Source organism: Fontibacter flavus (genome assembly GCF_042432905.1).
In the GTDB taxonomy this organism is placed as follows: Bacteria; Bacteroidota; Bacteroidia; order Cytophagales; family Cyclobacteriaceae; genus Fontibacter; species Fontibacter flavus.
In genome coordinates, this window is the sequence record NZ_JBHLWI010000001.1 from 114,643 (window position 1) to 127,985 (window position 13,343).

At 38.7% G+C, this 13,343-nt stretch carries 12 protein-coding genes; 5 read left to right on the forward strand and 7 right to left on the reverse strand.

From position 1 onward, the window contains the following. Window positions 1-263: 263 nt before the first annotated feature. Entirely contained in the window at window positions 264-2,660 is a 2,397-nt protein-coding gene (locus tag ACFFIP_RS00525) for a penicillin acylase family protein (protein WP_382385599.1), read from the forward strand. Between the two features lie 109 nt (window positions 2,661-2,769). Then, a complete protein-coding gene (msrB, locus tag ACFFIP_RS00530; protein ID WP_382385600.1) occupies window positions 2,770-3,186 on the forward strand; it encodes a peptide-methionine (R)-S-oxide reductase MsrB in 417 nt (138 codons plus the stop codon). A gap of 82 nt (window positions 3,187-3,268) precedes the next feature. Here msrB and ACFFIP_RS00535 read toward each other — a convergent pair whose 3' ends face one another. The 4 genes from ACFFIP_RS00535 to ACFFIP_RS00550 all read right to left on the reverse strand — a co-directional run bounded on the left by ACFFIP_RS00535 (window position 3,269) and on the right by ACFFIP_RS00550 (window position 6,085). After that, window positions 3,269-4,222, reverse strand: coding sequence for a DUF4097 family beta strand repeat-containing protein (locus tag ACFFIP_RS00535; protein WP_382385601.1), 954 nt, complete (start codon window positions 4,220-4,222; stop codon window positions 3,269-3,271). Next, entirely contained in the window at window positions 4,206-4,592 is a 387-nt protein-coding gene (locus ACFFIP_RS00540; protein ID WP_382385602.1) for a TM2 domain-containing protein, read from the reverse strand. The genes ACFFIP_RS00535 and ACFFIP_RS00540 overlap by 17 nt, the downstream gene beginning before the upstream one ends. Continuing rightward, window positions 4,585-4,890, reverse strand: coding sequence for a DUF2752 domain-containing protein (locus ACFFIP_RS00545; RefSeq protein ID WP_382385603.1), 306 nt, complete (start codon window positions 4,888-4,890; stop codon window positions 4,585-4,587). Before ACFFIP_RS00545 ends, ACFFIP_RS00540 begins: the two co-directional genes overlap by 8 nt. A gap of 109 nt (window positions 4,891-4,999) precedes the next feature. Further along, entirely contained in the window at window positions 5,000-6,085 is a 1,086-nt protein-coding gene (locus ACFFIP_RS00550; protein ID WP_382385604.1) for an oxygenase MpaB family protein, read from the reverse strand. A 47-nt stretch (window positions 6,086-6,132) separates the two neighbouring features. On the opposite strand from ACFFIP_RS00550, the gene ACFFIP_RS00555 reads away from it, so the two are divergent. After that, the gene (locus ACFFIP_RS00555; RefSeq protein ID WP_382385605.1) at window positions 6,133-7,029 is read left to right on the forward strand and encodes a TolB-like translocation protein; all 897 of its coding nucleotides are present in this window, start codon (window positions 6,133-6,135) and stop codon (window positions 7,027-7,029) included. On the opposite strand, the gene ACFFIP_RS00560 is transcribed toward ACFFIP_RS00555, so the two are convergent. Further along, entirely contained in the window at window positions 7,026-8,582 is a 1,557-nt protein-coding gene (locus tag ACFFIP_RS00560; RefSeq protein WP_382385606.1) for an AbgT family transporter, read from the reverse strand. The genes ACFFIP_RS00555 and ACFFIP_RS00560 overlap by 4 nt on opposite strands. A 169-nt stretch (window positions 8,583-8,751) precedes the next feature. Between ACFFIP_RS00560 and ACFFIP_RS00565 the strand changes: the two genes are divergently transcribed. After that, window positions 8,752-9,663, forward strand: coding sequence for an SMP-30/gluconolactonase/LRE family protein (locus tag ACFFIP_RS00565; protein ID WP_382385607.1), 912 nt, complete (start codon window positions 8,752-8,754; stop codon window positions 9,661-9,663). Window positions 9,664-9,735: 72 nt separating this feature from the next. On the opposite strand, the gene ACFFIP_RS00570 is transcribed toward ACFFIP_RS00565, so the two are convergent. After that, the gene (locus tag ACFFIP_RS00570) at window positions 9,736-10,446 is read right to left on the reverse strand and encodes a DsbA family oxidoreductase (protein ID WP_382385608.1); all 711 of its coding nucleotides are present in this window, start codon (window positions 10,444-10,446) and stop codon (window positions 9,736-9,738) included. 302 nt (window positions 10,447-10,748) lie between these two features. Beyond that, window positions 10,749-11,819, reverse strand: coding sequence for a Fic family protein (locus ACFFIP_RS00575; RefSeq protein WP_382385609.1), 1,071 nt, complete (start codon window positions 11,817-11,819; stop codon window positions 10,749-10,751). 112 nt (window positions 11,820-11,931) lie between these two features. Here ACFFIP_RS00575 and ACFFIP_RS00580 point away from each other — a divergent pair, with 112 nt between their 5' ends. Further along, the gene (locus ACFFIP_RS00580; protein WP_382385610.1) at window positions 11,932-13,197 is read left to right on the forward strand and encodes an aminotransferase class V-fold PLP-dependent enzyme; all 1,266 of its coding nucleotides are present in this window, start codon (window positions 11,932-11,934) and stop codon (window positions 13,195-13,197) included. The last annotated feature ends 146 nt before the right edge of the window (window positions 13,198-13,343 follow it).

Sequence of the window (13,343 nt, forward strand, 5' to 3'; positions counted from 1 at the left end):
TTCAATTAATTTCAAATAATCCTTCAGACAATTCCTTCTTGAAGGATACTTTTTCATTGTATAAAAAAGTGTGCTTTTAAGTACCATACAGAAAAGAAACGTTTTTAAAGTATCAAAACTTCTCACTATTCATACAATTGGTGGGATTAGGGTAAAATTGGAGATCTTTATATTTTTTTCAGACCAACTTCAATATTTCATCATTTAACTCGTAATTTTCAGCTAACTAAATCGCTTAAAAATTTTCCCAATCCGAATAAAGCATGAAAAAATTACTCTTTGCTCTTTTAATCTTATTCTTCATATCGATTACGGGTTATGTGATTATCAGGTACCAATTTGGCCCCACTTATAATGGTGAAATTGACATGAAAGGCCTATCTAATGAAACTGAAGTCTATTTCGATAATTTTGGTATACCACATATCTATGCACAGACCGCAGAGGATGCCTATATGACTATGGGATATGTACACGCCCAGGATAGGCTTTTCCAAATGGAGATGATGAGAAGGGTCGGTACTGGAACATTAGCAGAACTGCTAGGGGAAGATGTTCTGGATATTGATAAATTTTTCAGAACCTTAGGCATACCCAAGCATGCATCATGGAGTACAGAGGAATGGAATAAAGAAGGAGATTCTCCTTGGAAATCAGCTACTGAAGCTTATATCAAAGGTGTAAACCATTTCATCCAAAATGGAAAACTCCCTCTTGAATATACCCTTTTGGGAACAAAGCCAAGGGAATTTACCATCAATGATGTTCATGGAATCGTTGGGTATATGTCCTTTACTTTTGCAATGGCCATGAAAACGGATCCTTTAATCACCAAAATGGCCAGACAACTCGACCCTGACTACCTTAAAGTCCTTTCCATCCATACTTTGCCGGAACACCATGTGATTCCTAATCATTACCCGGCAAGAAATCCCTCCAATGGTGAAATTGACTTATCACCAAACCTTCATGATTTGCTAGAAAAGATCCCTGTCCCTTTATTGGAAGGAAGTAACTCCTGGGTGATTTCCCCAAGCCGTACAGCCTCCGGTGAAGTATTGTTTTTGAATGACACACATATTGGATTTGCCCAACCTTCTGTTTGGTTTGAGGCACACATAGAATATCCTGGTTTCAGTTATTATGGAAACCATCTTGCCGGCTTGCCATTTGGTCTTGTTGGTCACACCAGAAATCATAGCATCGGCCTGACTATGTTTGAAAATGACGATCAGGATTTTTTTGAGGAAACCCTCAATCCTAATAATCCTGACGAAACAGTATATGGCGATGTATACAAACCTCTGAATAAACGAATCGAAAGCATACCTGTAAAAGGAAAAGACCCGGTAGAATTCGAAATCTCCGAATCCATTCATGGCCCAATAATGAATGGCGTCATTCCGGAAATTGGAAGGCTTACCCAAAATCCTGTCGCCTCTTGGTGGGTCTATACGCTTGAGCCCACAAAAGCACTCGAAGCAACCTGGAAAATGGCAAGAGCAGAAAATATTCAGGAGGTTGAAAATGCAGTCAGGCTGATCCACGCTCCTGGACTGAATGTAATGTATGGTGACAAATCAGGAAATATCGCTTGGTGGGCCACCGCTAAGTTGCCAATCCGCCCTGAGCAGGTCAACAGCAAGATTTTCATCGATGGAAGTAACCCATACAATGAACCATTAGGATGGCTGCCTTTCGAAGAAAATCCAATGAGCATCAATCCCCCATCCGGTTTTGTAGCTTCAGCCAATAACCAGCCTGATACGCTAAGTAATGGTATGTTTTTTCCTGGATATTACTATCCTGGAGATCGTTGGAACAGAATAGCAAAAACAGTTATTTCAAGAAATGATTGGACTCAGGAAAGCATTAAACAACTACAATTAGAGGCGATAAATGAAAATCATCCCATCAATGCCAAAAGCATGCTTGCGGTGATTGATGCCAATGATTTCAATGGCTTCGAACCAGCAAAAAACGCTTTGGAGAAATGGGACGGCAACCATGACCTTGATGCCCTTGCTCCTACCATCTATTACAAATGGCTTTACCATACCTTGCATGGTATGATGGCCGATGAACTAGGTGAAGCTGATTTTGAAAACTTCATCAAAACATTCCTTTACATCAGAAGCGTCCCTAATCTGATCCGAACGGATAATTCTCCATGGTGGGATAATACCAACACTCCCGAAAAAGAGAGCAAAAGAGAAATTGTCAGCAAAGCACTGGAAAAATCTTTATCTGAATTAAAGGATCAATTTGGGTCAAACAGCGCTGACTGGCAGTGGAAAAAAGCAGTAGTGTTGGTTCACCCACACCCTCTTGGGGCCAAAAAACCTTTGGACAAAATATTCAATGTCAAAGCTCCCGAAGTCACTGCAAATGAGGAATCTGTAAACAAATTGCCATTTACGCTAAATCCAAGCGGGATCTATAACGTCAATTCTGGTCCAGCCATGAGAATCATCATTGATTTTGCGAATGTTGAAGCAGCCGAATCAGTACTTCCAACTGGACAAAGTGGTAATCTTTTCAGTGATTATTACAGTGATCAGGCTGAAATGTTTGCTCATGGAAAATACCGACCTATGCTGATGAATGAAAGTTTCATCAAAAACCAATCAAAAAATAAATTGAGTTTCCGAATCCCATAAGGATATATAATGAATCAATAGAAGAAGTTCAAAACACCTTAAAGTTGGTTTTGGTTAACTTAGGGATAGGCCGAAAAACTACGGCTTATGAAAACCTAATAAGATAGTGATGAAAAAGAAATCCGATAAAATATACCCCATTCAAAAATCTGAAGAAGATTGGAAAAAAGAACTTGACGAGGTCAGCTATCATGTCCTAAGAGAAAAAGGAACTGAAAGGCCTTTTACAGGCGCATATTATCTGAACAAAGAGTCAGGCATTTACGAGTGTAAAGCATGTGGAAATGAAATATTCCATTCCTCTGCCAAATATGACAGCGGTTGCGGATGGCCATCCTTTACAGAACCTGTCAATCCAGAAGCGATTGATGTACAGATGGATTATTCCCATTTCATGATCCGTGAAGAAATCCTATGTGGAAAATGTGGCAGTCATTTGGGGCATCGCTTCCCTGATGGTCCAAAAGATCGGGGAGGAATCCGATATTGCATCAATTCTGTATCCATGGATTTTAATAAATCCTAAAAAAAGCCTGGGTTTAAAAACAAGAACCCAGGCTTTTAAAATTTTTGACTACGAAACTTCCGAGTCTTAATTTATAGTTGGTTTAGTTATTTATCTTGATACTACCACTACTAACTTTTCCTTTGATGGTATACTGAGCTTGATTATCAATTTCCACGGATTTACCTGAAGATTTCTCCCCTACTTTGACTGAACCACTGTTTGCAGTTAAATCATAATTAAACTGAGATAAGTCTGAATTTGTCTGAATATTGATACTGCCCGAATTTGCGTTCAAAGAAGTAAATTGACCTATTCCTGAATCTACAGCCTTAATACTTCCCGAACTTACCGAAAGCTCTCCAAGACTGCTCACATTATTGAACCGAATAGAACCTGAATTAATTTTGGCATTCACATTCCCTTCAATTTCTTCAAATTTCATACTCCCTGAGCTTCCTTTGGCCTCAATGTCACCTACTACATCCGTGAAAGTTATTTGCCCGGAATTTACTTGGCATTGAATTCTCCCTGTCATTCCTTCACCTTTTACAGAACCAGAGGAGGCAGATAAGTTCATTTCATCCACCTCCAAAGCAATGGCTTTGATACTGCCTGAATTTACTTTCAAATCTATTTTTTGATGGACCACATTCATGACATCTATAGATCCAGAATTGGCCACCATGTTCAATTTGACTTCTTCAGGACCAACCAAACTTATAAAACCATTGAATTGGTCTCCGAAATTCCAACCTGAGAAGGAAGTCTCTCCTACTACTTCAATTTTAAGTTTTGATCCGGATTTTCTATACCTGATATCCATGCCACTACTTTCAGGTGCTTCCAAATAAGCGCTCAAAAATACTTCCTGAGCACCTTCCTTTCCTTCATAGGATACTTCCAGAAACTTTCCTTCCACTTCAATCTCTTTGATACCGGAAAATGTTTCCTCAAAATCCTTGGTAAAGGTCTTCTCAGGGACATAACATGACGCTAAGCATAACCCTAATCCAAAGAGTAAAACAACTTGAAAAGCCTTATTGGTTAGTTTCATTACTAGAAGGGTAATAGGTTCCACCATTAGACATCATTGACAAAGTTTCATGAGCAACTTTGATGTTATATTCATATGCCAAACTCTTATAATTCACCAAGTCCACAATGGTACCGATAAAACAAAGTCCCACTGTCAGGATGTAAAGGATGCCCAAACCTACCTGGCCAAGAATAAACCTGTGAAGCCCGGCAAAACCAAAGAAACCAAGCAGGCATAGAATCAATATCATCTGATTGTCTTTTCTTCTCGCTCTGTAAACTTGGGCAAAAAGACTTGCCTGTTCGTCATCCATATTTTTAAGGATACCTTGAATATACCCAAGTTCCATTCCTTCCAATTCCGGAAGGTGTCTCAATACATTAGCCATAGTGTTTTGTTGTTTTGATGTTTCTAATTAGTTGAATAATTCTGTAAATAATCACTGCAAAAGCGAACATTGCCAAAGGGTGCATTGACCAGGAAGCTTTGAGATCCCCTTTGGTCAACAAGCTCATAGATCTACCCAGTCCACAGCCCGGACACCAATGGATCCCTAGGTTATCCAAAGGACAAAGGCTGAAATGCTGGGGACCATATGGATCTATCAAAAGGATACCGATCAGGGCTCCGATCCAGAAGATCAATTCCAAAGGAAAACCAGTTATTATGTCAGTGATTCTTTTCATTTGTAGAGTAAAATACGAAAAGAATGCCATAAGCAAAAAATGCCCTTTTTAACGTTTTTTGAAGGGTATTAAAACTAAACAGTTTTAAGAACGGACAAAAAATGTACGATTATGAACGCTTTTGATAAGGGAGCTGAAGTTTTATTTCCATCCCAAATTGCTCCTTGGTCTGTTCCATAAAAATCCTCCTGGTTTTGACATAACTTGAAACTATTCCATATTGCCTGAAAAAACTCAAATCCAAGGTAAAGGCATACAATTCTTTTGGGTGTTTTACTTTTTGGGATATTCCTAATGCTTCAGATGCCTTCTCCCCTACAAAATACGCCATCATGGTTTCTACTATTCCAGCAATATTTTCATCAGGAATAGCCTGCCTATAGTAATTGATCAATGAGTTGACCAATTTCCTTCCTGCATCAGAACTTCTCATGTGACGCCTCCTGATAATCTTCTCAAGTTCAAATGCCTCTTTGGCTGTTTCTGGCCAAAATGAAATATTGATTCCCAAATAAAACCCTATAAGCTTCCAATAATGTAGTACTGCTTCATGGGTTTCTTTCCCCGGAAACCTTCCAAGTTTTTCCATTCCCCTCATCACCAAAAGACTAAAAGCCAAATTCGTCCCGATCATATCTTCCTGATTGACGGGTTGCCCCCATTGCATATTCCAATCCTTCCCATACTTTTTGATAAAAAACCTACTAAAAGCATGGATCAGCCTAACTTTGGCTATACTTAAAAGTGACTTTGAATCATCTAAAAAAGTACCAGGTCTATAACAATCCAATAAAAACAAAGCCGTTTCAGTCAAACGCATACCAATATCATCAGTGATTCTTTTTGACCTGACCAGCACTTGAGCGCCATCGGCAAAAGCGTAACAATAAGGCAACGCATAAAAACCTAAAAGCGTTAGATATCGATTTCCCTCTTGCCCGAAAAATTGTTGAGCATGTCTTACTTTCTCATCATTTTGCCAAACAGGCAACTCTTCAAAAGCAGAGAAAAAACAACTCAGCGGCAAGGGCATACTTTTGATTTCTTCCCCGGATGGTAAAATTTCGAATTGATTGATTTGAAATATCCAATCTGGATGCTGATAGAGATAGAACACTGCTTCATCTGCAAGAGGGTCTGTTTGCTCTCTGGCCTCGTTCAGATAAGAATCTTGATATAATTTAAGTTTATTCACCTCATTCTAACCTTCATTTTGTAATTTGGTTTCAGAATTTCACAATTATGATCCGCTTCAAAAGTTTCTATCTCATTTCATTACTTATCCTCCTTGGAATCAACTCAAATGCCCAAGTAAGCACAGACCTGATAGCAGTAGATGTAAAAAAAACAGGCCAAAAAATAAAACTGATTCCGGGAACTGAAGTTAAAATCACCGATCGAAAGGCTTATGATAACCAACCCAACTTCATCAATGAAAAGCAAATGGCTTTTTCAGCAGCAGATGAAAGCGGTAATCATGATATTATCATTTATAATTTCGAATCAAAAAAATTTACCAACCTGACAAAGTCCTCCAATCTGAATGAATACTCCCCTTCAATTACTGATTGTGGGATGTATATTTCTGCTGTGACAGTGGAAGAAGATGGAAAGCAACGCCTATGGTTGTATCCTACAAACTTTGGAGAACCAGAACTCCTCTATGACGATATTGAGCCTGTAGGCTACTATGATTGGTATGATAATAAAGCGGCTATGTTTGTCTTAGGCTCTCCCAATAAACTCGTTTATCCATATAGTAAAGCAGAAATCATCACCATCAGCCAAAACGTAGGTAGATCCATCAAAAAGAAACCAAAGTCCAGTATCATCACATATATCGATAAAAATGAGATGAAAGAGATCAACGGTGAAAATTCCTATGCCATCAAAGGATTTGATTTAGAAAAAAGAACTTACCATGATTTTGGCTTTACTTACCCTGGAGCGGAAGATTTTATTTGGATAGATAAAAACGTCATGCTCACAGGGAAAGACAATAAATTATATAGCCGCAATTTCAAAAACAATTCTTGGGCAGAAATGGGCACCATCAATCAACCTAATTATGGTAAGATCAGCAGGATGGCCTACTCCCCAAAATTACTCAAACTTGTTGTCGTTATGGAACGAAATTAGCGAATTGGCATCAAATATTCGTAAGTTGATTGTAAACCAAGAGGAATACCTAAGGTCCAGTAAAGCAGTAAGAACAAACTCCAAATCACCAAAAGTGCCAGGGAATAAGGTAACATGATCGAAACCAGAGTACCAATTCCTGTAGACTTCACGTAACGTTGACAAAAAACCACAATTAACGGAAAATAAGGAAGCAAAGGTGTAATGATATTTGATACCGAATCCCCTACCCTGTAAGCTGCTTGTGTAAGGTCAGGAGAAATACCCAGTTGCATCAACATGGGTACAAAGATAGGACTAATGAGTGCCCATTTTGCTGAAGCAGAACCCACAAGTAAATTTACAAAGGCCGTCAATAAAACTATGCCCACGATGGTGATCTGAGCAGGTAGGTCCATAGCCTGTAGAAAATCAGCTCCCTTTAATGCTGTAAGGGCTCCAATGTTCGACTTCCCAAAAGCATCAATAAACAAAGCACAAAAGAAAGCCATGACTATATAGTAAGCCATACTGCCCATTGCCTTACTCATAGAAGCCACCATATCTTTCATGCTCTTGTATGTACCACTTGCAAATCCATAAACCAGGCCTGGAATCCAAAACAGAATAAAGATCAAGGGCACAATTGACTTCATCAAAGGCGCTCCAAAAGAAGTGATCTCACCTTCTGGATCTCTTAAGGCTGAATCAGCAGGAATAGCCCACAAAACCAGCAAAATAAAGCTGAAAATCATCGTGAAAAATGCAATCCAAAATGCTTTTCCTTCTTTTTTACTCAAATTCTCCATTTTAGGAATATCCTCCAGGTTTTCGTCAACTTTCACATTCCTGTTTAACCTAGGTTCAATCACCCTGTCTGTCAGATACCATACCACTGCTATCACCACAGCACTCGACAGCCCTGTAAAGAAAATATTGTTTAATGGGTTTAGGAGAATTTCAGGATCGATGATCTGCGCTGCAGACTGGGTAAAACTTTGTATCAAAGGATCTATACTGGAGGGGATGAAATTCGCGCTAAATCCTCCAGACACACCCGCAAAGGCTGCGGCTATCCCTGCCAGTGGATGTCTACCAGCCGCATAAAAGATGACACCACCCAAGGGAATCACCAATACATAACCTGCATCAGCTGCAGTGTGACTGACGATAGCCACCAGCACCAGAATTGGCGTCAATAACATTTTCGGCGTTACCCCTAAGAGAAATTTGAGACCGGCATTGATGAAACCTGAATGTTCCGCAACTCCCACCCCTAACATGGCCAATAAAACCACGCCCAAAGGTGGAAAATTGATAAATACACTAGTCATATTGGCTAAAAATGCTGCAAACTGTGATCCTGTCAGTAAATTTTGCACCCTTAAGTCATTACCGGACCTGGGATCAATAGCTCCGAAGTCTATGGGGGCCAATAATGCAGAAAGCACCCAGGTAATTAACATTAAAATCAAAAATAACATGGCTGGATCCGGTAGTTTATTTCCAGCTCTTTCAATGAAATCCAGAAATCTATCCAAAAAGGTTTTGGGCTTATTCTCAATTGTGGTCATATTCCGTTATATTTAGGCTCTTCCAAAAATAACAAGCCCAGTTTAATTTCAAACATTTCGGAACAAACTAAATGAAAAAGGCCAGGTAAATTATCTAAGTAATATAGGCTGAATTTTATTTAAAGAAACCCGTGGAATATTTTGAGAAACCCAAAAACCTATTTATAGCATGTTCAATAAAACATTTGCACTGATCTTAACTGCTTCATTAGCCCTTTATGGTCAGATCCATGCACAAATTGAAGACAAAAAGAATATCGTAGCCAAAAATGCCCAATTAGTCAAAGTCGCTGATGGATTTACGTTTACTGAAGGGCCGGCTGTCCATCGGAATGGAGATGTTTTTTTTACTGACCAGCCCAATGATAAAATCATCAAATGGTCAGCTACAAGAAATGAAGTAAGCATATTCAAAGAAAATGCGGGCCGATCAAACGGTATGTTTTTTGATAGGATGGGCAATCTGATTACCTGTGCCGATGAGGACAATCAACTTTGGTCCATTGATGACAAGGGCAATGCAAAAGTGCTTATTGAAAATTTTAAAGGAAAATTATTAAATGGCCCGAATGACTTATGGATAGCTCCAAATGGCGGCATCTATATAACAGATCCCCTGTACAAAAGACCTTATTGGTCAAGAGATCCTGAAATGCAGCAAGATGGTGAACACCTGTATTACTTAGCCCCTAACAAATTACAGTTTTTCAGAGTAGATGAAAACCTGGTCAAGCCAAATGGACTGATCGGTACACCTGATGGCAAAAAGCTCTATGTTGCAGATATTGGAGACAACAAAACCTATGTTTATGACATTGAAGAAGATGGATACCTCAAAAACAGAAGATTATTCGTCGAAATGGGTTCTGATGGCATGACTATAGATAACCGTGGCAACGTCTATCTTACAGGAAAAGGAGTTACCGTATTCAACCCTAAAGGTGAGAAGATAGCACATATCCCCGTAGAAGAAAATTGGACTGCTAATGTAGTCTTTGGTGGTACAGAAAGAAAAACCCTGTTTATCACAGCAATGGGAGCAGTATACACCTTAAATATGAAAGTAAGAGGTGTTTACTAACCTACAGATTAAAAAAATCCCGCAGCATTTAAAAATCATAATGCTGCGGGATTTTTTCTTTTTAATGACAGTTTATTTGCAATTGCCTTCGGTATCGCAATAAGCCCCAGAATCACTGGTTGTGATATCCAAAATAGGGTTATTTTTCACATGCTCTTCCCAAGCTTTTCGCAGACTTTCTTCAAAAACCTCCAATGGTTGGGCACCTGAGATTCCATATTTTCTATCGAATACAAAAAATGGCACACCCCGTACTCCCAACATCCTGGATTCATAAATATCTTGCTCTACTTTGTCAGCATATTCGTTTGAATCCAAGCAAGATTTAACCCTTTCTTTCTCCAGACCAACCTCCATAGCCAAGGAAACAAGTGTTTCCATATCATCGATATTAGCTCCTTCAGTAAAATACGCTTTCAACAACCTTTCCTTCATCGCACCTCCTTTTTCCAAAGACTTAGCCAACTGCAGTACCCTATGGGCATTTTTGGCATTGGCCACAACAGTTTTATCCATTTGATAATGCAAATCTTCGGCTTTAGCCATATCGACTACCTGCTGTGTGATTAGTTTGGTTTGATCCAAACTCCAACCTTTTGTTTCTGAGAGATATTCCAGGGTACTTTTACTAGGATCAGTTACCATATCCGGATTTAATAGAAAACTTTTCCATTCGATTTTTACCTGATCCGAAAATTCAAAAGATTTCAATGCCGCTTCAAGCCTTCTTTTTCCGATGTAACAAAATGGACACATGATGTCCGACCAAATTTCTATTTTCATCTTATTCCGTTTACTTTGGTACATTAATCAAAATCACCACAGAATGGTTCAAAAAAAACGAACAAAAGAATGTCCTTCTTGTGCTATGCAAGTAGATAAAACTGCTGAATTCTGCCCCATTTGCAATTTTCATTTTCCAAGAAAAAAACTTATTTACCAATGGGTTGCAATTTTATTGGCTTTGTTTTTTCTATTGGTGTTCATCCTGTGAAATTGATGATTTCAAAAGGTTCTTCTATATTAAGTCTAGACTTCAATCAAATATAAAAAACCATCCAGTGAGTACAGCCACAGGATGATTCTTACACCATTTCCAAGTGATTCTTCAAAGAGTCGAGGACGGCATCTGCTACTAAATGATAGAAAACATCTGGATTATTGTCTACCTGTACTGCCTCCAAAGCTTTGTAATAGGCCAATCGGGATGTAAGGTCTCCTTTAAGATTGGCAATGGTCAGCCCATGTTTCAGTAAAATCAAATTCATTACTAGCCTGCTGGTACGGCCATTCCCATCAATAAAAGGATGGATACTCACCAATCGCTCATGCATTTCTGCTGCCAGAATTACAGGGTGAAGTGTGCTTTTCTGCTGATCATAATGCAGAAAATATTCCTCCATCAACTTTTCTAACATAAACGGCTGAGGTGGCACATGCTCGCTTCCGGATATCCTAACTGGCACCTTTCTATATCTTCCGGCATTATCTTTATCTATCCCCTTCAGAATTAAATAATGTAACTCCATTAGAACCCTTGGACCGAAATCCATTTTGTCAGATACCAGCTGCTCAATATAAGAAACAGCTTCAGCATGGTTTATAGCCTCCAAATGCTCCCTCATTGATTTCCCTCCTATGGTTATCCCTTCATTTACGACCAAGTGAGTCTCTTGAAGGCTAAGCGTATTCCCTTCAATCCTATTACTCTCATAAGTATAGGACACCATAAAAAACTCCTGCATTTTTTTGAGCTGGGTTTTATTAAGGGGTTTCTTGGAAGACCATTCATACCTCAATGCATCTATGGCCTTAAGCTTCTCTTTGATGCTCGAACTTAACTCCTGCATCATCAGGGATTGATGACCTGAAAGGTATTCAACCCTGGATTCTGCTAAAGATAGAATTTCGGCTGCATCTGTCTCGTATTCCACTATCTGATAAATCTTTTCGGCCAGCCATATTTTGCGGATAGGATCAAATGGCAAGCCTAAAGACAAAGCCAAAGATTTAAGATTATCTTCAGTAGGAAGTCTGATTCCTTTTTCAAACTTGGACACTAATGCCGGATCTATCCCACTTTCAAAAGCAAGTTGCCTAACAACCCAGCCTTTTTCCTTTCTTTTTTCTGCAATCATTTGGGCCAAATTTTTCATACTCGAATTTGTTGACTATTTGTTTGTTGACAAATTTATTCAACAAATTTCGGTTTAAGAATTTTTTTTTCAATTTTTTTTCCACAAATTGAAGGGTAATCTCCTCAGCACTATGAAAAAAAGAACTTTCCTTAAAAATCTGGCATTATCAGGACTTGCAGGTTCGGCTTCTTTCCAAGCTTTGGCCAAAACTGTTGATGCATATGCGCATATTCCAGCCGAAAAATTAGCAAGTGATGAGGGTTTTTGGAGAAAAATCAGGGATGGTTACCGATTAAAACCTGATTACATCAATTTGGAAAATGGCTACTATTGTTTTATTCCTAAGGAAATTCTGGAAAGTTATATCGAAACAATCAGGGAAATCAATTTCCAAGGTTCTTGGTATTTCAGAACCGTACAATGGGACAATAAAGACAAAGCTGCTGCCCGGCTGGCTGAAATGTTTGGAGGTTCTCCCGATGAAATAGCCATCACAAGAAACGCAACCGAATCCCTGGACATCATCATATCAGGATATCCATGGCAAAAAGGAGATGAGGCTATTTTTGCACATCAGGACTATGGAAGTATCAAAAACATGTTTGAACTGGCTTCTAGGCGTTATGGTATAATCAATAAAATCGTTGATATTCCAAATCACCCAAAATCGGATGAAGAAATAGTTAAAATCTATGAAAATGCCATAACATCAAAAACCAAATTGATCATGGTCAGTCATATGATCAACATTACAGGACAAATTCTTCCTGTTAAAAAAATATGCGAAATGGCACATAAGCATGGTGTGGAAGTGATGTTGGACGGCGCACACTGTATAGCTCATTTTGATTTTAAAATTGATGAATTGGGATGTGATTATTACGCATGCTCGCTTCACAAATGGTTAAGTGTACCTTTAGGAGCAGGTCTGCTTTATACCAAAAAAGAAAAAATCAATCAGATTTGGCCACTCATGGCCCCCTATGAATTAGACCATACCAATATCAAAAATCTCAACCACACAGGGACACACCCTGTAGCCACAGATTTAGCAGTTAATTATGCAATTGATTATTACAATAAAATTGGACCAAAAAGAAAAGAAGAGAGATTAAGATATCTACAGAGATATTGGTCTGATCAGGTAAGAAATATGCCAGGAATTGTTTTAAATACTCCCAAAGATCCCGCTAGAAGTTGTGGTATTGCCAATGTCGGCATTAAAGGCATGGATCCCAGTGTCATGGCTAAAACCCTTCTCGAAAAACATAGGATTTACACTGTGGGAATTGAGTATGCAGGGGTCAATGGTTGCAGAATTACCCCAAATATCTATACCACACCGGAAGAATTGGACACTTTCGTAAAAGCACTAATGGAAATGACAAAAGCATAACCTTAAACCAACATATCATCCAAAGGTGTATGAATAGAATTTAAACTAGTCTTTTGTAGGGAACCAAACAATTTTTAAATAACTCTGATTGCCCACTAAATAAAATAAATTGAGCATATGGCAAATAATGATACTGCCATACTGGA